We start from the raw sequence: 24,265 nt of genomic DNA, 5'->3' as shown, positions 1-24,265 counted from the left end.
TAGATTCGCAGAGGCCTGTAATTGCTGATAGAGAGAATGAAAGACTGCATGAGGGGTCGCGCGATGATGGGAACGCTCGATTACGGAGGAAGAATCGAAAGACGAGAGCAGTATGCCGGCTTCAAAAATCGTTCTCGCATCCTTTCTTGGTAATAGTTTGTTTGTTCGATCGTGGGACAGGTGTCCGACAAGGAAGCAGGGAAACAAACGACACACAATGACGAAAGCGATACAAGAGATAAGGGAATTTTTCGATCAAAGACAGATCAACTGCATGACCTGTTTTGCGACAAGCTCTTTGTAATAAGTATACAGGAGAAAATAGCCAAAAGAATCGGTATCATCAAATTTTTATTGGGGCCGGCAAGCATTGGCATGTCATTTGCTTCTTTTGGTGTATGTACGGCATACGCCATTTTGAACATGTGAGGGGGAAGCAGCATGCCAGAAGTTTTATTTCGAGTTGACTTGAACAAACCGATGGAGGAGCAGGATACACCTGGTCACAACAGATGGCACCCAGACATTCCAGCAACCGTTTCCGTGAATCCAGGAGCTGTTTTTCGCATGGAATGTAAGGACTGGACGGACGGGCAGATCGCGAACAACGATGACCCTTCCGACATTCGCGATGTCAATCTCAATCGCGTCCATGTGCTCAGTGGGCCTGTCTGGGTGAATGGAGCAGAACCAGGCGACCTCTTGGTTGTCGATATTCTCGATATCGGGGCACTCCCCCAATCGGAATGGGGCTTTAACGGGATTTTCGCCAAAGAAAACGGCGGGAGCTTTCTCGTCGATCATTATTCGCAAGCGGCCAAGTCGATCTGGGACTTCCACGGCATTTACACCACCTCTCGCCATTTGCCAGGAGTCAAATTTGCTGGCATTCTTCATCCAGGCTTGATTGGTACGGCGCCGTCCCATCAGCTACTGGATCGCTGGAACCGAAGAGAGAGCGACCTCGTAGCGACAAATCCTGAACGAATGCCGCCACTTGCAAATTTGCCGACCCCGCACAGTGCCGTGTTAGGCAGTCTAAAAGGAGCGGAGTTTGATCGGATTGCCAGAGAAGCGGCTCGAACAGTTCCCCCTCGCGAGCATGGCGGAAACTGCGATATTAAAAACTTGTCCAAAGGCACTCGCATCTACTTCCCGGTTTATGTAAATGGAGCGAAGCTGTCCATGGGCGATTTGCATTTTTCACAAGGAGACGGAGAAGTGACCTTCTGCGGCGGAATTGAAATGGCTGGTTGGCTGGATCTACATGTGGACGTCATCAAGGGCGGGATGGCGAAGTATAACATCGTGAACAACCCTGTATTCAAGCCAGGCCCAGTAGAGCCTCGCTACACGGAATACCTCGTTTTCGAAGGGATTTCTGTCCATGAGACGACAGGGCAGCAGCTGTACATGGATGCGCATGTCGCTTACCGAAATGCATGCCTGAATGCCATCGAGTATTTGAAAACAGCGATGGGTTTCACCGGGGAGCAGGCGTACATGCTGTTGGGAACAGCACCGGTGGAGGGAAGAATTGCGGGGATCGTCGATATTCCGAACGCGTGCTGCACCTTGTCTATCCCGACAAGCATTTTTGATCGAGATATTTTGCCGAAGTAGCCAAGAAAAAGACCCCGAAAGAAGGAGCCAAATACGATGCCGAGATACGATTACATGTGTGAGGAATGTGGTCCATTTGTACAGTGGCTGAAGATGAGCGAGCTGACAGATAGCGTTGATTGCCCCGATTGCCAGCTACCGTCAAAGCGTTTGTATGCTGCACCAGGATTGATCATGACACCGCAAGCACTGCGCCAACGGATCGAGCGTGGTGTGGAACCGAAAATCCTACGGAAACAATCGCATTCCCATGAAGGAACAGGATGCAGCCACAGCCACGGTAGTCAAGCACATCGGGGACATACCCACAGCCGTGGGGGCAAACGCCCTTGGATGGTAGGGCACTAAACGGAAATGATCAAAAGGGCGTTCATTCAGTCTCCATCTGTCTGAATAAACGCCCCTTTGCTATTACCGCAGATATCCTCCGTTGTTGATGTCAAAAGTCGCACCGGTGTAATGCTTGGACTTCTCTGATAACAGGAAAACAACGGTATCCGCCACGTCCGCAGGCAATACAGGGCTGTCGATGAGGCCATGAGCGAGATATTCTGCCCGACGCCACTCTGGAATGGTGTCCATCATCGGTGTAGCAACCATGGTGGGTGCAACCGCATTGACCCGGATGTAGGGAGCGAAGTTCATCGCGCAGCTTTTCGTCAAGCCGAGAATCGCCGCCTTCGAGGTTCCATAGACCGCATCCGAGCTGCCCTCTAGTCCGGATACAGAGGACAGGTTGACGATCGTTCCACGTTTTTTGGCAGGAAAAAGCAACTTCCCGAACATCTGTGAGAAATAAATGTATCCTTTTATATTAATCGCAAGCACTTTTTCAATCGTTTCGAAGTCGTAGTCCAGTACGTTTTTCGCTAGGTAAATGCCTGCGTTATTGACGAGACTGGTACAATCCGCATGCTCTGCCTCGATATGCGCAAAAAAAGCCGCGACCTCCTCATATTTGCTAACATCCACACAATACGTATGTAGTCTTTCTCCTCGATCCATCTCTTCTTCCAGTGCGAGCATGGCTTCCTGATTGAGGTCACACGCGATGACAGCGGCCCCTTCTTGTAGGCATTGCATTACTACGGCTTTCCCGATCCCAGAAGCTGCTCCCGTTACAATTACTTTTTGATTGCTCAGCATACCTGTACCTCTTTCTGTCTGTGATTTAGTAGAAACATAGGTAGAAAATATGAGATGCTTTGTTAACATATAAGATTATTTTGAAATATTTGTCTACAAGGAAAGTAAAACGTCGGAGTGGTCATCTTGATGATCGTTAGGCGTTTTTTTGCTTTTTCTCAATTAAGTGCAATTGCAGTTTTGTCAGGTCTCTCGTACAATTGGTGAGAATTGTTATCAACGGATTGCTACATCATGATGTAAGAGGAGTTAGTTATGGGAAAAACAGACAAATATCGTGATCCGAATGTCATCACTGTAAATGATGTGCAAGTTTTGTCCATTTCAAAAGAATGGAAGCTTGTAGAAGCGAGAGATAGAAGCGAACAAATAATCATTTTGGTAATAGAGGGCAGGGCGTCGTTTCGGTTGGATCAGACAGGAGGCATGCTTAACCAGGGAGATTTCATGGTCATATCTCCAGAGGATATGCAGGAAGGGCTCGCCCTTTTGCCCATTACGGAGAACATCTATGTTTGTTACGTGGCGCTTTTTGCTGCTCATGCCAGAAAAGAAAGGGATGGCTGGCTTATAAACGAAGTGATGCTCCCGATCCGTGGGAAGCACCATATCGAAACGATCTCCTTGATTCACCATCACATCGAACAATTGCATCTGGCATGGCGAAAAGATCACTTCGATCAGACAACCATGCAAATTCTTTTTTGGAAGCTATGGCAAGCTATTATGGCTGGAATCACGCTGCAAGAGAAAAAAACAGATCGTCAGCAACTTCTTCAAGGGATCGCTGAGCATATGGAGCAGCATTGTGAGGAGACTTTTCAGATCGAGGAGATGGCTCGCTACTCAGGAATGACGCCGACCCTTTTCTATCAGCAGTTTAAGGAGTACACCTCGCTCACTCCCTTGCAATTCATCAATCGGAAACGAATGGAGAAGGCCTGTCAGCTTCTGGTAGCGGAGGACGTAATGATTCCTGAGGTAGCTAATGAAGTGGGCTATCGGGATGTGTACTATTTCAGTCGTATGTTTAAAAAGATCGTCGGCGTTCCCCCTTATCGCTTCAAGAAATCGTTACAAAAGAAAATAGCTGTACTCCATCCCGCAATCATCGGCGATCTGCTCGCATTGGGGGTTTCGATCCAGCATCTGATCCCTGTTTGGGAAAAGGATCGGCAAAAGAGGCCGTACTCCCAGATGGACGCAGCCACGCTGGAATTTGACTTGTACCGTCTACGCCAGATGGAGCCGGATTTGATTGTCGGTACAGATCAGGTTGCACCCTGGCTTGAACAAATGGAAGCCATTGCACCGACCTGGCTCATTCCCTTCAAAACAACGACCTGGCGGGATCATTTGCAGCAGGTAGCTACCATGCTGGGAATTGCAGAAGTAGCCACGAGTTGGCTCTATTATTATGATCTGAAAGCAGTTGCAGCCCGCGAGCGTATCCGCAAAAAAATTGGGAATGAAACGGTTATGGCAGTGAGGGCTTGGGATGGTGGAGCCCGTATATTTGGTGCGAGAAGGCGGAAAATTTCCGATATTTTGTACGGAGACCTCCAGGTAAGACCTCCAGTGGGAACAGATCATTTTGCCTTTCTGGATATCACGAGCCTGGATGAGCTTCATGATTTTCAGGCTGATCATATTCTGCTTTTTGATGAAAGGAAAATTCGAACAGATGTACGCAAGCATCGTTTGAAAGGAAATGTACATCGAGCTGGGGTATATCCTTGGCTGCATTATTCTGCACTCGGCCATGAGCAAGCTATATCAGAGGCGCTCACGCATCTAGCAGAGTCACAGGAATGTACAAAAAAGGAATCAGGTTCTTCAATTTTCTTGCGTCCACAAGTTTGTGATAATGATTGAGAATGAGTATCACTATTGTTGGAGGGAACGAGATGGAATCATCATTGTATCCGATTGCACAAGCGATCCGTGACCGCAGAACCATAAAGAAATTCAAGCCAGACCCGATTCCACTGGAATTGATTCGTGAGTTACTGGATGTAGCTGTCTGGGCACCTAACCACGGACTACGCGAGCCTTGGCGATTCGTCCTTTATATGGAAGAAGGGAAGCGGGTTGTCGTCGATGCCATTCTTCAAAACGCCATGAAAAAAAGAGATCCGGAATTGCTTTTACGCGTCCCGGCGTATCTTTTGGTTATTGTAAATGAAGACTCTCGGCAAAGAGAACGGGAAGAGGATTATGCGGCAGCCTGCACTTTGATTCAAAACTTTCAGCTAGCGGCGTGGGAGCGGGGATTGGGCGTCGTTTGGAAAACGGAACCGTTCACGTATCAAGCAGGATTTTTGCAAGCGGTAGGGGTACGTGCGGAGGAAAAACTTGTAGGAATGCTTCAGCTTGGCTTTCCGGAGGTCATCCCGGAAGCAAGAGCGAGAACGGCTGCAAGCGACAAGCTGACCGTGATTCATTCGAACGTTGCTCTGGAGGATAAGAAGGGAAATGTCACTGTCACAGCCGATCACTAAAAATGCTTCGCTTCGAACTAGGCCGTGGATGGCGACCGTTTTAATTGTTGCTGGGATTTGCGCCTTCTTGTTCGGGCTAGGTTCATCCATTATCACAGGAGTGGCTAACATCTCATTTGCCACCGTTTGGAACTCGATTTTTCACTATGATTCTAGCAACGAGCATCATGTCATTATTCAAACACTGCGAATGCCGCGTGCCTTGGCAGGAGCGCTAGTAGGAGCTGCTTTTGCCGTAGCGGGAGCCATCATGCAAGGAGTCACGAGAAATCCGATTGCCGATACGGGCTTGATGGGCATTAATGCAGGGGCTGGATTCGTGCTCGTACTCGTTTTTGCTTTTGCACCAGGACTCCCTTTTGAGTCTATTATTCTCTTTTCTTTTGTTGGAGCGGGTCTGGGGGTAGGGCTTGTTTATGGACTGGCCTATTTTTCCAAAAACGGTTTGACACCTTTACGGCTCGCGTTGGCGGGGGCAGTCGTCAGCTCGATCATATCAGGGATTAGTCAGGCGATATCCCTCCTCTTTCAGATCAACTACGATCTGGCATTCTGGTCAGCAGGGGGGATATCTACAGCAGAGTGGTTTCAAGTATCCGTCATGATGCCATGGATTGTGGGAGGAATCATTGTGGCCATGATTCTTTCTCGCTCCATTACCATTTTGAGTCTGGGAGAAGAGATCGCAGCGGGACTCGGACAAAAGACCAGGCTGGTGAAGGGCTTGGCGGCGGCTGTCGTCATGGTGCTGGCAGGTGCCTCGGTCTCAACGGTTGGCGGAGTTGGGTTTGTCGGTCTCGTCGTCCCACATATCGTCCGTTTTCTGGTCGGGGTTGATTACCGCTGGATTATTCCTTGTTCGGCAGTCATGGGAGGCGTTTTGGTTGTTTTTGCAGACATCGGAGCCAAAATGATAGCGATGCCCTACGAGACACCGCTTGGCGCTATTATCGCTGTCATCGGAGTCCCTTTTTTCCTGTACCTGGCACGTAAGGAAAGGAGGGAGTGGTAGTGGACATCGATCTATTTTCCCAAAAAAGAAAAAGTCGTAGTATCCGACTGATCCTCCTTTTCGCGGTACTTTTGGTTGTCGGTTTTATCCTGAGCTTGAACACAGGACCGTACAGTATTGGGCCCTTTGAGGTGTTGCAGACGTTGCTGGGGGAGGGCTCGAAAAAGCAGGATCTCGTGCTGTTTGAGCTGCGGCTTCCTCGCATGGTGATTGCGGTCATGATTGGGGCTGGGCTGGCTGTATCGGGGGCGATTCTGCAAGGAATCTCTCGCAATGGTCTGTCTGACCCCGGCATTCTTGGAATCAGTTCAGGTGCTGGACTGGCCGTATTGTTGTTCGTCTCTCTTTATCCCGCGACGAACATGGCCTCGCCTTTTTTGATGCCGTTTCTCGCACTCATCGGTGCCACTGCCACAGCAGCCATAATCTATCTGCTTGCATACAAGAAGGGGCATGGCATATCTCCTACCCGTCTCTTGCTTACAGGGATTGCAGTAGGGGCGGGACTTAGTGCCATCAGCATTATTTTGACACTTCAGTTGAATCCGCGAAACCTCGAGTTTGTCGTCACTTGGCAAATGGGATCGTTGTGGGGTTCGAATTGGAAGTTCGTGCTGGCACTTTTGCCGTGGATGGTGATTCTGCTGCCGTACGTGTATCGGAAGGCAAATGTGCTGAACCTGCTCAGTATGAATGAACAAATTGCAGCAAGTCTGGGCGTATCTCTTCAACGAGAGCGACTGGCCTTGATGGCGGGAGCGGTTGGCTTGGCTGCGTCGAGTGTAGCGACAGGCGGAGGCATAGGCTTTATCGGCTTGCTCGGTCCGCATATCGCGCGCAGATTGGTCGGACCCCAGCATCAATACATGCTGCCCATTACGGCGCTCGTCGGTTCATTGCTCGTATTGGCCGGGGATACGATAGGGCGAAGCATCATGCCAGCTACAGAAGTACCAGCGGGTATTGTCATTTCCCTCATTGGGGGGCCCTATTTTCTGTATTTGTTGATCCGGACAAAAGGGTAAGTCATGTTTGAAATCAGGAGATGAAAAAAGGAGTTCAATCCATATGAAAAAGAAATTATCAGGCATTCTATCCGTAATGTTAGCCACAGCTGTCGTAGCGGGTTGCGGAGCAGGACAGTCGACTACAGACACAAACGCTAACAATAAAACGCAAACGGTTGAGGCAGGAGCATCACAACCCGATACAAAAGGGACAGGGGAGCCTGTGTATCCTCGAACCATCAAGCATGCGATGGGGGAAGTCACACTGGAGAAAAAGCCGGAGCGTGTCGCTTCTGTCGATATCATGGGAACAGATTACTTCCTCGTGCTAGATTTTGCTCCGATTGTATCGGAAGGCTTTGAGTCGACGAAAAGTAAGTCACCCATTTTTGCGAAGTATGCGGAAGGTAAAACAGTGAAGGATCTGGGTGGAAAAACGAATTTGGAGACTTTGTTGGAGATGGACCCAGAGGTTATTGTCATGACAAGCACCGGAAAAGGCTCCAGATTTGAAGAATTCAACAAAATGGCTGATTCCATCGTCATTGATTTCTCAGTGGATGCACCCACCCGCCTCATGAAAATAGCTGAAGTTATTGGCAAAGAAGAAAAGGCGAAGCAAGTTTTGGCCGATTTTGAGACGCTGAAGAACGAAGCAAAAGCAGCAGCAGACAAACATAAAGGAGAAACGGCGCTATTCCTCGTTTCCAATGGCAAGGATTTTACGGTGATGCATCCCAAAAACTTCCCGATTTACTATGAGGAAGTGGGACTTACACCGATAGCAGGATTGCCCGAGGATGGTAAGATTGGGGGGCGTATCGGAATCGAGGCGTTGAGTGAGCTCGCTCCCGATCATATCTTTATTGCTGAGAACCGTCGTTCGGCGAAAGCAGAGGAGCCGGAAGGGTTGATTCATATATGGAAGGATCATCCTGTCTGGAAAAACCTCAAAGCAGTGAAAAACAACCATGTTTACACGATGGATACACTCGCGGGCGATACGTTCTTCCTGGGAGAAATCGCTGGATTGGAAGCCATTAAGAACAATCTCGGAAAATAGAAATGTACATCTACTCTCTTCCTGCAAAACCGAGCTCTCCCCGAGGTTCGTAACCATTCCTGCTGTCACTCCTTTTTCACATGAATGGTTTTAGCAGAAATATAAGAAGCACTCTACAAGATTAGTAGAGTGCCTTTTTTCATTTCCGATTGCCTGATTCCGTATGGGCATATGAGATAGCTTGGGTTGCTTGTGCAGTCAATTGGATACGTGCTGGGTTTTTCACTTCCAAGGTCATAACTGACATGACGACCGTTTGCATGGTGACGAGAAAATAGATTCAAAAAAAGATGTTTTTCAAAAGTGGTGATTCCACGGAAAAATCGTTTCTCCTTCTCATTAAGAAAAAATAGAAAATAGTTAGAAACGATATGTATTACACTGCCATTCACGCTCTCTTTCGTATGTCATCGAGCCGATTGTTGTCCTCTCGATTGCTTTTATTATACGGAAAAAAGCGGAAAGCACGCAAAAGCATGGATGTTTCATTTATGTCGATTTACAGCCGGAATGGATCATTTTTGCCAGTAGAAAACACTCGCTCTTTTTGTTTATCGCTGTGGCTCACCGGCAAACATGAATTCTGTGAGAGGTCACCTCTATTTTCTCATCAATTTCTAATCTCTCTCTTTTTTTCCCTTCATCTGTCCTTTTTATGATAAAGGAGATCAAACAAAACCAGTCGAAAAAAGGAGCGAGATCATATGAAAAAAGTAGTCATGACCATGGTAGGAGCACTGATTGTAGGGAGCCTAAGCGTAACAGCGTTTGCACATAGCAACCAATATTACAGCGTACCGCAAAAGAACACTTCTACCGTGTACCTGCAAATCGACGATGATGTGAAACACAACTGGGCGAAGCTCGTACGCATCACGCCTGAAAAAGCACTGAAAAAAGTTCGGGATGCACAGTCTGGTATCATTACCGAGTGGAAGTTGGATGAAGAGGACGGTTTCCTCGTATACAAAGCAGAGATCAAAAACAAGCATCAAGAGATTGACGTGTACGTCGACGCGATGACTGGCGATGTGTGGCAAACAGTTGACCGCGATGACAACGATGATCATGACGACGACAACGACGATCAGTGGAAAAACCAACCAGTAAAAATCAGTGTAGAGCAAGCGAAAAAAATCGCTTTGGCTAAAGTGAGCGGCAACATCAAATCCATCAAGCTGGATGAAGACGATAATCACTATGTGTATGAAGTGGAAGTGAAAACGGCTAAAGGACAGGAAGTAGATTTGGAGATTTCCGCTACGACAGGCGCTGTACTGGATGTAGACTGGGACGATTAATCGATTCTGCTATCTTTCTCAACCGACCCTTTAATAAGTAGAGGGTCGGTTTTTTTGTGCGATGGCCTCCATAAATTCCATCGCTTCTTGAGCCGTAGGTATTTTTCGGACATTCTCTTCGGCAAATTGCTGAGCTTGCGGATAGTTCGTGGAAGCGATTTGTTTTGCAGCTGTCATTTTACTTCGCCTCCCATTTTTTTCCGGATGATCTTCAAAACCTTATTTCCAACGATCCAATTTGAACCTATAATGTATCTTGGGCATATCCTCTAAGCTATGGTATAATTTTGACGCCAAATTACGATTAAGGAGTATGGATGATGGAAAAAAAATTAATCTTCGGTCATAAAAATCCAGACACAGATTCCATTTGTTCAGCACTTGTGTACGCTGACTTGAAAACAAAACTGGGCGCGAATGTAGAGCCTGTTCGCCTGGGTGTAATCAGCAGCGAAACAGCCTTTGTGTTGAATTACTTCCAAGTAAAAGAGCCGCGCTTAGTAGAAACAGTGGCGAATGAAGTAAATGAAGTCATTCTCGTAGACCATAACGAGCGCCAGCAAAGCGCGAATGACATTGAGCAAGTGCAAGTGGTTGAAGTGATCGACCATCACCGTATTGCGAACTTTGAGACGAGCAATCCTCTCTACTTCCGTGCTGAGCCGGTTGGATGCACCACAACCATTTTGAAGAAAATGTACAAAGAAAACGGCGTAGACATTCCAAAAGAAATGGCGGGCTTGATGCTTTCTGCTATCATTTCGGATACGTTGCTGTTGAAATCTCCAACTTGCACGGAGCAAGATGTAGCTGCTGCTCATGAGTTGGCTGAAATCGCGGGTGTCGATCTGGAAGCATACGGTCTGGACATGCTCAAAGCGGGGGCAGACCTGAGCGACAAAACAATCGCACAACTGCTCACACTAGATGCAAAAGAGTTCCAAATGGGCAATGCGAAAGTAGAAATCGCGCAAGTAAATGCAGTGGACGTTAATGATGTACTTGCACGCCAAGGCGAACTGGAAGCGGCTATGAATGCAAACATCGCTGAAAAAGGTTTGGACTTGTTCGTATTTGTTGTAACGGATATCTTGAACAACGATTCTGTTGCGATCGCACTCGGCAGCGCAACACAAGCAGTAGAAAAAGCGTACCAAGTAACATTGGTTGACAACAAAGCTGTTCTGAAGGGCGTTGTCTCCCGTAAAAAGCAAATCGTACCGGTATTGACTGATACGTTCCAAGCTCTGTAAGAAATAAGAATGGCTGCCCATGCACTTGATGTGGGCAGCCTTTTTCTATGATTACATTCCTTGGGTAGGGTTGTTGTGCATATGGAACAAGGTTTGCTGGGCATAAGCATCGTCACTGTAATGGGTGATGGCATGTTTATCTCTCGCTTTAAGACTAAGCAGCCCTGTTAATCCCCATCCGGCACCGAGTATGGCTACAATGAAGCCGATGATATAGAGCATCAATGTCCCCTCCTTGTATGGCTTTCCCTATATTTTAGCAAATAATGAAAATGAAGTAACGCAATTTTTGGTGAAAATGTGTTTGACATTGACGGTCCGGAAATGTGTACGATCAATTTGTCAGGAGGAATGAACATGGAATATACGGTGCAAAAGCTAGGACTCCTGGCGAGTGTCAGCACCCGGACGCTCCGATACTACGATGAAATTGACCTTCTCAAGCCGGCGAGAATCAATTCGTCAGGGTATCGCATTTACGGACAGCAAGAGGTGGATCGATTGCAGCAAATCCTTTTTTACCGCGAGCTGGGGGTGAGCTTGGAGGAGATCAAGGAGATCCTGGATTCACCAACCTTTGATTCTGAACGGGCACTGCGGGAGCACCGCGAGAAGCTCCTAGAAAGGCGAGCGCAATTGGATGCATTAATTGCGAATGTCGATTTGACATTGGCACAAAGAGAGGGGACAAGTACGATGACAGACAAACAGAAATTCGAAGGCTTCAAACAAAAAATGATTGATGAGAATGAAGATAAGTACGGGGCAGAAATTCGAGCGAAATACGGAAATGAACAAATCGAAAAATCGAATCAGAAGGTCAAAGGCATGTCAGAAGACCAGTATGCCGCGCTGGAGAAATTGAACGAAGAGCTGCATGAGACGTTGGCGCAGGCTTTTTCGACAGGTGATCCTGCTCATGAATTGGCGCAAAAAGCAGCTGATCTTCACCGTCAATGGCTGAGCTTTTATTGGGACAGCTACAGTAAGGAAGCGCACGCAGGTGTGGCCCAGATGTATGTCGATGACCCGCGCTTCACGGCTTACTATGACAAGGAGCAGCCTGGTGTTGCAGAGTTTCTCCGAGATGCAGTGGTCATTTATACGAGCAAGTAAAGAGGTTTCAAAAAAAGAAGCTGCGAGCAAGGCAGCTTCTTTGGGTTTTACGCTTAGTTATCCCCACCTACTGCGGGAAAAAGCTTTTGTCCCAATGGTGTTGGCAATCCATCCATGCTTACTACGTTGTTTTCCTTTTGATAATCAAGCAGTTCCTCCTCGTCTTTAGCCAAAGTCCATTTCTGAAGGGTGTCGCGTTCTTTTGAATAGGAATAGAAGGGGATAGCCCAGCCGCAAGAAGTCTTTACTTCTTGTACGTTTACGGTAATGATTTGACGAGCACCGGGCAGAAGCGGGAAGTCTTTTACGAGCTCATCCCACCGAGGCGAATCTGGTAGAATAACCGTTCCTTTGCCGAATAGGCGCATGATGAGAGGGGGGCCTTCAAATGCACAAAACATGAGAGTAATCCTGCCATTTTCCTGTAGATGTGCACTGGTTTCATTTCCGCTTCCAGTCAGGTCTAAATAGGCGACCTCCGTAGGTGATATGATGCGAAAAGAATCGTACCCTTTCGGTGAAAGATTCACGTGACCATCTGTATCCAAAGGAGCAGAGGCAACAAAAAACATCCGTTGCTTCTTGATAAACTTCTCATGCTCAGGTCGTAACTCAGAAAAAAGCTGACCCATTTTGCACCCCTCCAGGTAATGAAATTGTTTTTGCTACCCTCATATTACGATAAAAATATGAAGAATTTGTGTTGTTTTTTCCAGTGCGTCCAAAATAGGTGATAAAGTGTAAATATTCTCGCAACAAAATGACTTTTGAAAAGGAGGAGCATTTACATGCAATCATCACCGCCAATTTACTTAGGGGAACGCATCCATTTAATAGACGGTTTCGATATGGGCTGGGCGGAACGTACGGGGACATATGTGATCGCGGAAGAGGAGCTCACATTGGTCGAAACAGGGCCAAGCCCCTCCGTCCGATACATCAAGGCCGGTCTCGCCAAGCTCGGTTATACGCCGGAACAAGTAAAATACATCATTGTGACGCATATTCACTTGGATCATGCAGGAGGAGTAGGACTGTTTCTGAAGGATTGTCCGAACGCAAAGGTTGTCGTCCACCCGAAAGGTGCACGTCATCTCGTTGATCCGAGCCGACTGATCGCAGGGGCGAGAGCGGTGTATCATGATGATTTTGATCGATTGTTTGATCCGATTGAGGCAGTTCTCGAGGAGCGGATTTTGATTCGCGGGGACGGAGATACACTAAAGATCGGGGAGAATTGCGTATTGGAGTTTCTGGATTCCCCAGGTCACGCCAATCATCACTTCAGCATCTACGATCCAGTAAGCCGCGGCATGTTCACAGGTGATACGGCAGGTGTACTCTATCCACAGCTTAAAAAGGATGGCATACACCTCGTGCTGCCATCTACTTCGCCGAATCAGTTTGACCCGGATGCCATGTTAGCGTCTCTAAGCCGTTTTGAAGCGCATAAGCTAAGTAGAATTTACTTTGGTCATTTTGGGATGTCAGAGCAGGTTGACGACGTGTACCGCCAAATACGTCAGTGGCTCCCCGTGTTTGTGGCGGAAGGAGAATCAACGCTTGCTGCTGGACAAACCTATGACGAGTTGTCTCGTAAGTTATTGGGACGAGTCTCGGATTCTCTACAGTCACAAGGAATCAGTGGTGACCACGAAGTTTTCGAGGTACTCAAGCTCGATTTACAAGTATGCTCCATGGGCATTCTCGATTATTTGCACAAACGAGGGTAATAGCCTCCAAAAAGCTTTACATTTGCCTGAACTTTTTGTTCAGGCGTTTTTCATTTTTAGGAGGCAAGAAAGTATTGGCTTATGTGTTTGTCATTCTTTTTTCATCCAAGGAATGCTATGATGTAGGATGAGTCATGGACTGTGACAATTTCAAACGTAACAACAAATAGGTGCCTCGTCTTTTTAACAAAAAGATCGGGTGAAAAGGGAAGTCGGTGAAAATCCGACGCGGTCCCGCCACTGTAAATCGGCTCGTTCCTCAGCCGTAAGCCAGGAGACCTGCCTGTTTGTTTTAGTGCCTGTTGCCTTCGCGGAAAGGATCGGCCTATTTCAGGAAGCAGACCATCCTGTCTGTTTGCCCTGAGGTGCCGACCCTGTGATTTCCGAATGGAAGCAAGGGTCGATTTTTTTATTGGAAGGTACAGTCAATTAGACATGCAGAAAGGAAGTTCTACATATGAAACGTTCATTGCGATTCATGATCCCACTACTAGTTGCGGCGAGCCTCGCGGGTTGTGCGGGTAACGATAACAGCCAGCCAGCACCAGGTGGACAAACAAGTGCACCGCAGACAGCACCGCAAGAGAATGCGGCCGAGCAGCCTGCAAAACAAACAACGTATCCATTGATAGTCACGGATGCGACAGGAAAAGAAGTAACCTTTGCAAAAGCTCCTGAGCGAATCGTCTCAACATCACCTGCCGAGACAGAGATTTTGTTCGCATTAGGCTTGGAAGATCGGATCGTAGCTGTCTCTGACTATGATGATTATCCAGATGCGGCGAAGGCAAAGCCGAAAATTGGCGGAGTCGTCAAACCAAATGAAGAAGCCATTCTCGCTCAAACACCGGATATGGTCGTTGGTGGGATTTCGATGGAAAAGCCAGTGGCTGACAAGCTCAAATCTCTCGGAATGCCAGTCTATATTACCCATCCGACAAAGATGGACGACATCCTAAACAATGTTTTGGCGATGGGCGTTATCACAAATACACAAGAACAGGCTGAAAAAGTCGTTGCGCAAATGAAGAAAGACATCGCCTACGTTCAAGAAGCAGTGAAAAATGTAAAACCAGAAGAGAAGAAAAAGGTATACCTAGAATTTTCTCCAGGCTGGACAGTCGGAAAAGGCGAATTCATGGACGAACTCATCACGCTGGCTGGGGCGACAAACATTGCCTCCGACACCGAAGGATGGAATCCGATCAGTGAAGAAAAGATTTTACAAAACGACCCAGACGTCATTTTGTATGCGAGCGGAATTACCGATGAAAAGACTGGCGTCAAGCTGGAGGATATGATCGCGAATCGCAATGGCTGGGATAAAATGAAGGCGATCCGTGAAAAACAAATCTTTGGCATGGACCAAAATATTTTGTCCCGTCCTGGTCCGCGTATTACACAAGGCTTGATCGAAGTAGCCAAGGCGATTTACCCTGACTTGGTGAAATAAAATGAAGAAACGATTGTTCATATGGGGAGGAGTCAGCTGTCTCGTCCTTCTGGCATCAATAGTCATCAGCATCTCGATGGGGGCGGCACACCTCCCTATTTCGCAAGTATGGTTCATCCTGCTCCATCAAATCCCGGGCTTGTCTGAGTGGATCACCGCAACGTGGCCGGAGTCATCTGAGCAAATTGTCATGAAGGTTCGTTTTCCACGCGTTGTATTGGCTGTCTTAATTGGAGCCTGCTTGTCACTTGCGGGAGCTGGCTTTCAGGGAGTTTTGCGCAATCCGCTCGCCGATCCGTTTACGATGGGCGTGGCATCGGGTTCTGCTGTCGGAGCAGCATTCTTGATCCTTTTTGGCTTGCAAATTACTTTTTTGGGTGCATGGAGCACGCCTGTCGTCGCTTTTCTTACAGGACTCCTCAGTCTATGGATCGTACTCGGACTTGCGAATACGCAAGGAAAGCTGCAAACGGAGACCCTGATTTTGTCTGGTGTCGTGGTGCAGGCTTTTCTTGGCTCGCTCGTTTCCTTTATGGTGTCGCTATCTGACCAGACCGTGAATGAGATCGTGTTCTGGCTTATGGGAAGCCTATCATTTCGGGGCTGGGCCTTTACGTACGTCTTGATTCCATACTTGGTCATAGGTGGAATGGTACTTGTGAGATATGCGCGTTCCTTGAACCTATTTGCGTTAGGGGAGCGACAGGCTGCGCATCTCGGCGTTCATGTGGATCGAACGAAGCTGGTGGTTCTAGTCGTCTCGACTCTCCTAACTGCAGCGGCGGTTTCTATCGCGGGAATTATCGGGTTCGTTGGCCTGGTGGTACCGCATCTCGTCCGATTGCTGGTTGGTCCTGACCATCGTATTTTACTTCCGATGGCTGCGATCTGCGGGGGTATTTATGTTCTGTGGGCCGACACTCTTGCTAGAATGCTGCTGAGTCCAACGGAAATCCCGCTCGGTGTCGTGACAGCATTTCTGGGAGCACCGTTTTTCGCCTATTTATTGAAGCAAAATAAACGCTTTAGGAAGAGGTAACGTTAGCAATGATCAATGTGCGCAACTTGCAAAAATCGTATCAGGATACGCCTGTTTTGCACGGCATCGATTTTTGCGTGGACAAGGGAGAATTTTTTGGCATCATCGGACCGAATGGAAGCGGTAAATCCACTTTGCTGAAAATGATTTCAGGTGTCATCAAGGCAGATGCAGGAGACATTTTAATTCAAGAGAAAAAGCTTCATTCCTATCCACGCAAAGAGCTTGCCAAAATACTGGCTGTTTTGGAGCAAGAGGGCCTGCCGCCAGTCGGCTTTCGTGTCCGAGAGGTGTTGGAGATGGGGCGCTTTCCTTACCAAAATTGGCTGGGGGAAGAGAAGCAGGATGTCGCATTGCTCATTGATGAAGTCGTACAGATGCTCGGTCTTGACCATTTGGAAGAGCGCACACTGGATCAGTTGAGTGGTGGGGAAAAGCAGCGCGTAGCTTTGGGGAAGGCATTGATCCAAAGACCTCAGGTGCTGTTGCTCGATGAACCCACGACTTACCTCGATATCGGGTACCAGATTCAACTCATGGACATCGTGCGAAAATGGCAAAAGACGACGCAGGTGACGGTCATTGCTGTGCTGCACGATCTGAATCTGGCCTCCCTATACTGCGATCGTATTTTGATGCTGCATAAAGGAAAGCAGATAAGCGTTGGCGCACCTAAAGACATCTTGCAAAGTGACAGAATCGAGGCTGTATACGGAACCAGACCGATTGTCATGGAGCATCCTGTCCATCATTTGCCGCAAATTATTTTGCAGTCGCAAGTATAAGAGGTTGTTTAAGGAGAAGGAAGAAGCATGATCGTACTCATTACAGGCGGAGCACGCAGCGGAAAAAGCACGTTTGCCGAAAAATATGCGGCTCATTTGGGCTCCTCGGGTGTTTACATCGCGACCGCACCAATTACTGATGAGGAAATGGAAGAGCGGATCCTTCACCATCGAGACCGCCGCTTGCAGTCCAACTTTCCTTGGCAAACGATTGAGGAGCCGTACGCATTGACAGAGTGGCTTGGGAAGCTGGGAGCACAAAAGGACATACAAGAACAGCAGACAGTGATTTTGGTTGATTGCTTGATCCTTTGGGTGTCCAATTGGCTGCTGCATGATGGAGAGGAGCAACCGTTTGAGCAAGTGCTCCAGCAGGTTGATAGGCTGGTAAACAAGCTGAAAGACTACCCAGGGACGGTTTTGCTGGTGACAAACGAAGTAGGCGACGGACTCGTCCCACAACATCCGTTGGGCCGTAAGTTCCGTGACTTAGCGGGCTTGATGAATCAACGTGTGGCAGCTGTGGCCGATCAAGTTTTTCTTGTCACAGCAGGGATTCCGGTGGAGCTAAAAGGCCAAGCTTTCCGATTTTAACTCGGTGAAAAGACGCTTTCGAGTCGTCTTTTCACCTTTTTTATGATATAATACAAGAAAAGCCATGGAAGGGATCAGGATACCATGCGTCCCCATAGGACGATCTGGAAACGTTTTGACCTCTCCTACATCTAGCTTCGTAGTAGTCGATCGTCACTGAAGACGACTAATCTACTACGAAAGCGGGGCCTTTGTATGAGTAGCGACTTATACTTTCGATGTTCCTCGGTAGTCGGTTGGTCGTCTGTGCCTAAACCGACAAAAATGCGAGGAAACCATGATGAGGAGAGCGCTGCAGTTATCTAAGCGTTACAGTATGATTTTGTTTGGAGCTTGTTTACTTGCTTTTGCGTATTATCACATTAACTTTCAGAACCATTTGTCTGAAGGTGGGTTTGTTGGCTTAGGGTTATTGGCGAAATACGCCTTTGACTTGTCGCCAGCGATGGTGATGCTTTTGCTGGATATTCCACTGTTTTTGGTTGCCTGGTTAGTAAGAGGCCGCCAGTTCATTTGGGACACGATCTTTGCATCACTTGCTTTTACCGTATTTTACGATTTGTTTGAACGATTTTCACCGATTGTCATGGATATGAGCAGAATGATGCCGCTGGCGTCTGTCTTGGCCGGTGTATTGACCGGGCTGGGTACCGGACTGGTTCTGCGCTATGGAGCTGCGACAGGTGGAGACGATATTTTCTCCCTGTTGATCAGTAAGTACACGGGATTGTCCATTGGTACGGTCTTTCTTTTACTGGACGTCATTGTGCTTTGCATGTCGTTCTGGTTCGTACCGATGAAAGAGATGATGTATACCATTTTGGCCGTTGTTATTTCCAGCCAAGTCATCACCTGGACCGTCAATCATGGTGCAGGAATGGAGATCATGGAAGAGGAGCACGGGCATGGAAGCGTCTCGATGACCCACCGGTAATGAGTAGATATTCAGTTGAAAAACATGCCTATACAAAAGCAAGCAAAAGGCCAAGTCGGTTTTCATGTCGACTTGGTCTTTTGAACGTTTATGACCGTTTTTGTACATAATATCCTGCTTTCCTAGTGGATACTAACCAACACAGATACTATCGAAGGAAAGGACCTGCCATGAGCGATCCGTTTTTTAGCAACTACAAAGCATTCGTCGTCATACCAGCGGATGAGAAGCAAATGGGACCGGAGCCTTTTGACCCGAAGGATTTCGCCAGCCATTTCATCCTGACGTTTTCGTTGTACGATGGGGTTATTTCCTCTTGGAGGGAAGCGACAAAGTATAAAGTACAGGCAAAAAAGGGTCTGTCGAATGTGATTGATGGTTTCAACGCCAAACGTCGTGGTACAGCCCGTCTGCATTTGTTGGAAATGGAAGAAGACCAGGCGTATTTCGTCCTGGCCTTGTCGTTGAAAATCCAAAAAGACAATGAGAAAGCGGTCATAGAGATGATCACCAATCTGCTGGAGAAAGATTTCGCAACCGACTTGTTGATCGGAGAGACCTGGTATCAGATCATTGGTGCCAAAGGGAAATTCGAGCGGAAGCTGTTCTCCTACAGTGTCCAGCCGTACGATTATCGACCGAAGTAATCAGCTAGGGCTTCTGTAATCGCCTGCGCAGCTTTGTCCTGATAGGACGATGTACGGACGATGCCTTCATCCTTTGGATTCGATAGGAAGCCAAGCTCAATTAAGACGGATGTATCATCGTTTTCACGCAGGACGTGATAATTGCCGAATGAAATGCCATTGCTTCTTAAACCGATGCCACCTGCCAAGCGAGATTCAATCGCTCGAGCTAATGGCTCATCTTTGTCTTGTGAATAATAAAACGTAAGTGTCCCGCTATTTGGCTTCGGAGAAGAATTGTAATGGATGCTGATGAAGGCATCTGCCGCCTTGGATTCGCTAAAAACGACACGCTGCGATAGCGAAGGCTTTTCTGTGTCGCTTGTCCTCGTCATGTAGACTTGCGCACCGCGTTGTCGCAGTTTGCTGGCAAGCAGCATGGACGTTTTGTAATTCAACGTTTTTTCCATGCTATTCCACTTGGTTCCTTGTGTCCCGATATCAGAACCACCATGTCCCGGGTCGATGACGATGACTTTTCCTTTTAAGCCTGGCGTTTTGGAGCTTTTGGACACCGGAGCGTTGGCCTTGGCATCGCCAATATACGTCGCAGACACCCAGCCTGTTTGTCCGTTGGAAGTTCTCGCTTGGATCCAGTCTCCTTGCTTTTTCAAAATGTCTACACGGGTTCCTCTGGGCAGCGAAAGGATAATCTCATGGCTCGTGCTTGGCCCTTTTCGCATTCGAAGCGAATCGGCCAAAACCGTGCCCTGCTTGTTTTTGACAGTGGCTGTATTGGCTGGTGAAGAAGCTGAACCCGTACTCGTTACCGCTCCTTTTTGCAAGTAATACCCCGCGACCCAGCCTACCTTTTGATTGTATCTAATTTTTGCCCAGCCGTATGCTTCATCGGTAATCGTCACGACCGCTCCATACGGCACGGTCGCGACAACAGAAGCATTGGGAGCTGGTTCACTGCGAACGTTCAGAGAGGTTGCAACCACTTTTGCCTGGATGACACTTGCTGCTTGCGTCGGCTCCGTAATAAACGGCCATGACAGACTAAGCCATAGCCCACATATGAGAAACGCTTTTTTACATGTTGTTTTCATCATTTCTACCTCTGACTTGGATTAGCTACTATCTCACCTGAACTATAATAAGGGAAATGCAGGAAATCGAATAGGGTATGATTTCCTGATTTTTTGGGACAATCAAAGTGGAGTTTCTGTATATCTTGCCAAGGCGTTCGTTGCCGACTCTGCCATTCGCTGTTTGAGTTGATCGTTTTCTACTACTTTTACCCGCAGGCCGAGAAAACGAATGCGCGATAAAATAAACTCCTGCTCGTCGGATAGAAAGTGCAGGGTGATCGTATACACCTGTGATTCTGGATCAAAAGCGACCTCTTTGTCAAAGCAGGAAAAGGCGTACAATATGCGCTGGAGCTCAGCATTGTAACGACGGATGATCACAATTTTTGCCATCTGCTTGCGCTGTTGGATCTGTTCCGAAATAGTCGGCAAAAAACTGTCATACCATACATCTTCTATGTAAAGCTCATCGACGGAGCGAATGAGATGTAGCGGAGTCGTAATCAGGCGATTGGAAGACATGTTTAGCCAAATCAGGTACCAGGCCTTCTTGGCAAGTGAATATTCCAGCTTGTAGGGAACCCCTCGTTGATTGCGAAAAACCGGGCCTTTGTTCGTGGCTGCGGTTATTTTTATGTGATTCTTGCCGAGAATGATTCGCCGCAGTGTTCGCACGAGTGGACTCCAGAGCTGTTTGGCCTGTGTTTGCGCTTTTTCCACGAAGCGTTCTTGTTCGGTCGATTCACTTTCTGGCATGTGTGTCAAACGGTGAAGCTTATTGAGTGTAGCGGGCTCGAAAATTTCTGCCGCAGACGGATTCGCCAGCATCAGGGCCAGCCACGCTTTTTCGTGTGAGGTAACCGGATAAACCCCCGCTTCATCTAGCCGTGTCACTAGCTGGTAATTATGTATCTTATCAAACAGATTCATAGTAGGCGAGCAGCTCCTCCCATTCTTTTTGGAATTGCTTGCGAAGAAACAGCGGTTCAAGAACTTCGACACTTGAACCGAAGCTGCGAATCCACGGTGTAATTTCCATCGTGCTGTTCACTTTTATCTCGTACACAAAGCTTTCCCGTGATTCCTCGGTCACCATCCCCCATTGCCCCTGTGCCTCGACTCGCTCTTGGATAAAGGAATGAGGCGTATCCTGAGGCTGAAAAAAGCGAAGGCGTACGGTTACGAGTTTTCCGGTATCAATCAGCCAACTATGGGCAATGCGCTCATCCGCACTTGCTTGTAAGGAAGAGAAGATTTCCGGCGTAACGGACCTGCCTGTTACGAGCTTGGTCATACCTTCCACTCGGTATTTGCGCAGCGGTCCATTGCCGCATCCTTGTGCCAGCAAGTACCATCTGCCGTATTGATGATCAAAAATAACTCGGAGTGGAATCACTTTTTGATATCGCCCCGATGTATCCCGTTGGAAAGCCGGATTCGTATTTTGGGAATCGTAAAACTTTAGGCGTTTGGGCGTGTAGTAGTGAAATTCAACGATTTTTCGCTGACGAATGGCTTCCGTGAGAAGCAAAGCTTGATATTCATCGAGAATACGTGAGACGAAATGATATTTGTATAAAAACGCAGATGCATCGTTTAGCTTCAAGCGAAATTTGAGATAACGCTTCACTTTTTCTTGCAGAAGATAACCAGGGACGGCCGGCAGCTGTGTATTGGCCATGAAGTCGATAAAATCATACAGGTCCAATAACTCGTCGTCCGTCAGCGAGTCCAGTAGCTCACCGTCGAAATGATAAACGTACGGTCTGACCTCACTAACATTTTTAATCACGCCAATTTCTTCGAGGTATTTCATGTCCTGGCGAATCGTTTTTTCATCGGGCTCTGTATCCACAAACGTATCCAGCAAGCCTTTAATGGAGAGAGGCTGTTGTCTGAGCTTTTCCAAGATGTGCGACAGTCGCTCTACTTCCGAATCCTTCAACGATTTTGCATGGTACAAAAACATCAAGAAATTGTCGGTGACCTCAAAATAGTTGTAACGAAGCTGCGCGTAATACTCTTTTTTCTCCTCATCGCCGACATGCTGATAAAAGGTCGATTGGATGTCCTTCAGCTTTTTTATTGTTTTATCAAGTGTATGAACGGAGATTCCGAGCCGCTCGGCTAGCTGCTGCCGATTGTAGGCACCAGCGGTCAAAAACAGGAGACGGAGCAATTGCAGCTCTTTGTCAAAGCTTTCGCGTGCCATTACATTCATCCTTATTCATTCGTCATTTATTTCCAAATTAGTCCTCATATTACGAAGACGCTGAAGAGAAGTCAATGAAAAAAGAGGTTCGTAATACTTTTACCATGTTCAAACCACATGCGCGGATGGAAAATAAGGGTATGAAAAACAGCGCAGGCTGTGAGAGACAGGAGAAATGGATGATGAAAACAATTTTACATGGAAATAACCATCGCGAAGTGAAGCTGGAGCATGGAGATGTGCACGTTTTTGCGAATGACGAAGTATTTGCGAGCTTCGGTGAACGCGTATATCAAATGGCAGACAATAATTTGCGTATTCCGCGAAATGTTTATTTTTCGTATACCCCCGATGCGCATGTGGGCGTTGGGACCTGCATTGGGACGACAGCAGTTTGGAATCTTGCCGATGGATTTGTCTCGCCTTCCATCGTCGGATCAGACATTGGATGTGGAATGCGTGTGCATCTGACTCCGTTGCATCGAGACGACCTCAAAGACAAGAGCCTAAAACGTGCATTGATCGAAGCGATCGAAGCGTACGTCCCGACAAACGAACGGGGAAATACGCATTTTACAGATATTCGCTTGGAGGAAGTCGTGAAGCATGGCTTAAAAGGACTGCCGAGCAACTACATTCCGGATACAGAAGAAGCGCCTGACACCTTACGTCGTTCTTTCTCGCATGTGGAAAAGTACACATTTGAATTCGACCATTCCTTCTTGGAGCAAATACCGCAAAAATCTTGGAGTCGTGGGTGGGGCCAGTTGGGAACTTTGGGGGGCGGTAACCACTTTATTGAAATCCAGTATATCGACATCGCGGAGGAGAACAGGGAGATTGCGAAAGCGTGGGGACTGTTCGACGGCCAGGTCGTCATCATGATTCATTCCGGTTCGCGTGCGTGGGGGGCAATGCTAGGACGTGATTATACCAAAAGCTTCAAGGAAGCCATGTACAAATGGGGGATTCATAATCCCGAGCCGAGCCTGGTATATGCTCCGATCCAAAGCGAGGAAGGGCAACAGTATTTGAATTTGATGTACTCTGCGCTGAACTTTGCAGTAACGAATCGGCATATGATCGGATTTTCAGTGGAGCAGGCGTTTCGGGATATTTTTGGTAGTGAGATGCGTACACCCGTCCTATATGACTTGATGCATAATTACGCCTTGAAAGAATTCCATCGCAACACACCGATGCTCGTCCACCGCAAAGGAGCGACGAAGGCATTGCCAGCAGGCCATTTCCAAAATCCGAAGGCTTACCGTGAAACGGGACATCCAGCCTTGATCCCAGGTTCTATGGGAACATCGTCCTATATCATGGTCGGATCGGACGCCGGAGCTAAAAACTTTTATTCGATCTGTCATGGTGCAGGGCGAGTTCGTTCCCGCAAAGCAACGAAGGAGCTTGTGACCATCGATCAATTCGAGCAGGCAATGCGCGTGGGACAGGAAGATGAGATCATGGTGAATCACCGTTCGCTCGCCTCCATCCTTGATGAATGCCCGCAAGCCTATAAAGATGTGGATCAAATCATCGATTCGGTTGTCGGAGCAAATCTTGCATCTGTCGTTGCAAAATGTAACCCTCTTATTGCCATAAAAGGAGTATAATGAAGAGTGGCTTCCTGAAAAATTTTGGGGGAGCCACCTTTTGCGATTTAACTCACACTAAATACTAGAATTTAAATTGTGAACAAATTGCGTGAGAAGTTTCAAAAAATAGGTTCGAATGTAACATAAATTGCTGCGCTTCCTCAACCGATAC

25 protein-coding genes and 1 riboswitch are annotated in these 24,265 nt (G+C 47.5%); of the genes, 18 read left to right on the top strand and 7 right to left on the bottom strand.

The genetic code is table 11. The annotated features are described in order from the left end of the window. The first annotated feature begins 441 nt into the window (after window positions 1-441). Window positions 442-1,623, top strand: a complete 1,182-nt coding sequence (gene fmdA, locus ACFVS2_RS09330) for a formamidase (protein ID WP_106782843.1) — start codon at window positions 442-444, stop codon at window positions 1,621-1,623. Between the two features lie 36 nt (window positions 1,624-1,659). Continuing rightward, window positions 1,660-1,971, top strand: a complete 312-nt coding sequence (locus tag ACFVS2_RS09325; RefSeq protein ID WP_390233220.1) for an FmdB family zinc ribbon protein — start codon at window positions 1,660-1,662, stop codon at window positions 1,969-1,971. Between the two features lie 63 nt (window positions 1,972-2,034). On the opposite strand, the gene ACFVS2_RS09320 is transcribed toward ACFVS2_RS09325, so the two are convergent. Next, window positions 2,035-2,769: an SDR family NAD(P)-dependent oxidoreductase gene (locus ACFVS2_RS09320; protein ID WP_173617133.1), complete on the bottom strand. Its 735-nt coding sequence runs from the start codon at window positions 2,767-2,769 to the stop codon at window positions 2,035-2,037. A 255-nt stretch (window positions 2,770-3,024) separates the two neighbouring features. Here ACFVS2_RS09320 and ACFVS2_RS09315 point away from each other — a divergent pair, with 255 nt between their 5' ends. The 6 genes from ACFVS2_RS09315 (at window position 3,025) to ACFVS2_RS09290 (ending at window position 9,653) form a co-directional block, all read left to right on the top strand. After that, window positions 3,025-4,644, top strand: coding sequence for an AraC family transcriptional regulator (locus tag ACFVS2_RS09315; RefSeq protein ID WP_390233218.1), 1,620 nt, complete (start codon window positions 3,025-3,027; stop codon window positions 4,642-4,644). A gap of 32 nt (window positions 4,645-4,676) precedes the next feature. Next, window positions 4,677-5,270, top strand: coding sequence for a nitroreductase family protein (locus ACFVS2_RS09310; RefSeq protein WP_390233216.1), 594 nt, complete (start codon window positions 4,677-4,679; stop codon window positions 5,268-5,270). Further along, the gene (locus tag ACFVS2_RS09305) at window positions 5,245-6,282 is read left to right on the top strand and encodes a FecCD family ABC transporter permease (RefSeq protein ID WP_390233214.1); all 1,038 of its coding nucleotides are present in this window, start codon (window positions 5,245-5,247) and stop codon (window positions 6,280-6,282) included. Before ACFVS2_RS09310 ends, ACFVS2_RS09305 begins: the two co-directional genes overlap by 26 nt. Further along, window positions 6,282-7,307: a FecCD family ABC transporter permease gene (locus ACFVS2_RS09300; RefSeq protein WP_390233212.1), complete on the top strand. Its 1,026-nt coding sequence runs from the start codon at window positions 6,282-6,284 to the stop codon at window positions 7,305-7,307. Before ACFVS2_RS09305 ends, ACFVS2_RS09300 begins: the two co-directional genes overlap by 1 nt. Window positions 7,308-7,350: 43 nt before the next feature. Then, window positions 7,351-8,352, top strand: a complete 1,002-nt coding sequence (locus ACFVS2_RS09295) for an ABC transporter substrate-binding protein (RefSeq protein WP_390233210.1) — start codon at window positions 7,351-7,353, stop codon at window positions 8,350-8,352. 704 nt (window positions 8,353-9,056) lie between these two features. Further along, the gene (locus ACFVS2_RS09290) at window positions 9,057-9,653 is read left to right on the top strand and encodes a PepSY domain-containing protein (protein WP_390233208.1); all 597 of its coding nucleotides are present in this window, start codon (window positions 9,057-9,059) and stop codon (window positions 9,651-9,653) included. Window positions 9,654-9,683: 30 nt separating this feature from the next. Here the strand turns inward: ACFVS2_RS09290 and ACFVS2_RS09285 are convergent, their stop codons facing one another. Next, window positions 9,684-9,830: a hypothetical protein gene (locus ACFVS2_RS09285; RefSeq protein WP_390233206.1), complete on the bottom strand. Its 147-nt coding sequence runs from the start codon at window positions 9,828-9,830 to the stop codon at window positions 9,684-9,686. A gap of 143 nt (window positions 9,831-9,973) precedes the next feature. Between ACFVS2_RS09285 and ACFVS2_RS09280 the strand changes: the two genes are divergently transcribed. Then, window positions 9,974-10,906, top strand: coding sequence for a manganese-dependent inorganic pyrophosphatase (locus tag ACFVS2_RS09280; RefSeq protein ID WP_390233204.1), 933 nt, complete (start codon window positions 9,974-9,976; stop codon window positions 10,904-10,906). Between the two features lie 51 nt (window positions 10,907-10,957). Here ACFVS2_RS09280 and ACFVS2_RS09275 read toward each other — a convergent pair whose 3' ends face one another. Next, the gene (locus ACFVS2_RS09275; protein ID WP_173617142.1) at window positions 10,958-11,128 is read right to left on the bottom strand and encodes a hypothetical protein; all 171 of its coding nucleotides are present in this window, start codon (window positions 11,126-11,128) and stop codon (window positions 10,958-10,960) included. 135 nt (window positions 11,129-11,263) lie between these two features. On the opposite strand from ACFVS2_RS09275, the gene ACFVS2_RS09270 reads away from it, so the two are divergent. After that, window positions 11,264-12,022: a MerR family transcriptional regulator gene (locus tag ACFVS2_RS09270; RefSeq protein WP_390233202.1), complete on the top strand. Its 759-nt coding sequence runs from the start codon at window positions 11,264-11,266 to the stop codon at window positions 12,020-12,022. A gap of 53 nt (window positions 12,023-12,075) precedes the next feature. Here the strand turns inward: ACFVS2_RS09270 and ACFVS2_RS09265 are convergent, their stop codons facing one another. Further along, on the bottom strand, window positions 12,076-12,654 hold the full coding sequence (locus ACFVS2_RS09265; protein WP_007716439.1) for a pyridoxamine 5'-phosphate oxidase family protein: 579 nt from the start codon (window positions 12,652-12,654) through the stop codon (window positions 12,076-12,078). A 156-nt stretch (window positions 12,655-12,810) separates the two neighbouring features. Between ACFVS2_RS09265 and ACFVS2_RS09260 the strand changes: the two genes are divergently transcribed. The 7 genes from ACFVS2_RS09260 to ACFVS2_RS09230 all read left to right on the top strand — a co-directional run bounded on the left by ACFVS2_RS09260 (window position 12,811) and on the right by ACFVS2_RS09230 (window position 19,207). Beyond that, window positions 12,811-13,755 carry an MBL fold metallo-hydrolase gene (locus ACFVS2_RS09260; RefSeq protein WP_390233200.1) on the top strand — a complete coding sequence of 315 codons (945 nt, stop codon included), beginning with the start codon at window positions 12,811-12,813 and terminating at the stop codon, window positions 13,753-13,755. 151 nt (window positions 13,756-13,906) lie between these two features. Further along, a riboswitch (cobalamin riboswitch) is annotated at window positions 13,907-14,056 on the top strand. Between the two features lie 156 nt (window positions 14,057-14,212). After that, window positions 14,213-15,208 carry a helical backbone metal receptor gene (locus tag ACFVS2_RS09255; protein ID WP_390233198.1) on the top strand — a complete coding sequence of 332 codons (996 nt, stop codon included), beginning with the start codon at window positions 14,213-14,215 and terminating at the stop codon, window positions 15,206-15,208. Between the two features lies 1 nt (window position 15,209). Further along, window positions 15,210-16,247: a FecCD family ABC transporter permease gene (locus ACFVS2_RS09250; RefSeq protein WP_390233196.1), complete on the top strand. Its 1,038-nt coding sequence runs from the start codon at window positions 15,210-15,212 to the stop codon at window positions 16,245-16,247. A gap of 8 nt (window positions 16,248-16,255) precedes the next feature. Next, window positions 16,256-17,032, top strand: a complete 777-nt coding sequence (locus ACFVS2_RS09245) for an ABC transporter ATP-binding protein (protein WP_390233194.1) — start codon at window positions 16,256-16,258, stop codon at window positions 17,030-17,032. Between the two features lie 27 nt (window positions 17,033-17,059). After that, window positions 17,060-17,626, top strand: coding sequence for a bifunctional adenosylcobinamide kinase/adenosylcobinamide-phosphate guanylyltransferase (gene cobU, locus ACFVS2_RS09240; RefSeq protein ID WP_390233192.1), 567 nt, complete (start codon window positions 17,060-17,062; stop codon window positions 17,624-17,626). Between the two features lie 277 nt (window positions 17,627-17,903). Further along, window positions 17,904-18,560 (top strand): YitT family protein, encoded by a 657-nt coding sequence (locus tag ACFVS2_RS09235; protein ID WP_390233190.1) that lies wholly within the window; start codon window positions 17,904-17,906, stop codon window positions 18,558-18,560. Between the two features lie 170 nt (window positions 18,561-18,730). Then, window positions 18,731-19,207, top strand: a complete 477-nt coding sequence (locus tag ACFVS2_RS09230; RefSeq protein ID WP_390233188.1) for a hypothetical protein — start codon at window positions 18,731-18,733, stop codon at window positions 19,205-19,207. On the opposite strand, the gene ACFVS2_RS09225 is transcribed toward ACFVS2_RS09230, so the two are convergent. From ACFVS2_RS09225 to ACFVS2_RS09215, 3 genes are all read right to left on the bottom strand, one after another. Next, on the bottom strand, window positions 19,192-20,298 hold the full coding sequence (locus ACFVS2_RS09225; RefSeq protein ID WP_390233186.1) for an N-acetylmuramoyl-L-alanine amidase family protein: 1,107 nt from the start codon (window positions 20,296-20,298) through the stop codon (window positions 19,192-19,194). The two genes, ACFVS2_RS09230 and ACFVS2_RS09225, sit on opposite strands and share 16 nt — an antisense overlap. 102 nt (window positions 20,299-20,400) lie before the next feature. After that, entirely contained in the window at window positions 20,401-21,210 is an 810-nt protein-coding gene (locus tag ACFVS2_RS09220; RefSeq protein WP_390233184.1) for a WYL domain-containing protein, read from the bottom strand. After that, window positions 21,197-22,492, bottom strand: coding sequence for a helix-turn-helix transcriptional regulator (locus tag ACFVS2_RS09215; protein ID WP_390233182.1), 1,296 nt, complete (start codon window positions 22,490-22,492; stop codon window positions 21,197-21,199). The genes ACFVS2_RS09220 and ACFVS2_RS09215 overlap by 14 nt, the downstream gene beginning before the upstream one ends. Before the next feature lie 182 nt (window positions 22,493-22,674). On the opposite strand from ACFVS2_RS09215, the gene ACFVS2_RS09210 reads away from it, so the two are divergent. After that, window positions 22,675-24,111, top strand: a complete 1,437-nt coding sequence (locus ACFVS2_RS09210; RefSeq protein ID WP_390233180.1) for an RtcB family protein — start codon at window positions 22,675-22,677, stop codon at window positions 24,109-24,111. Window positions 24,112-24,265 lie beyond the last annotated feature (154 nt).

This window comes from Brevibacillus sp. NPDC058079 (assembly GCF_042885155.1).
Taxonomy (GTDB): Bacteria; Bacillota; Bacilli; order Brevibacillales; family Brevibacillaceae; genus Brevibacillus.
This window is presented reverse-complemented; position numbering and strand designations above follow the sequence as displayed.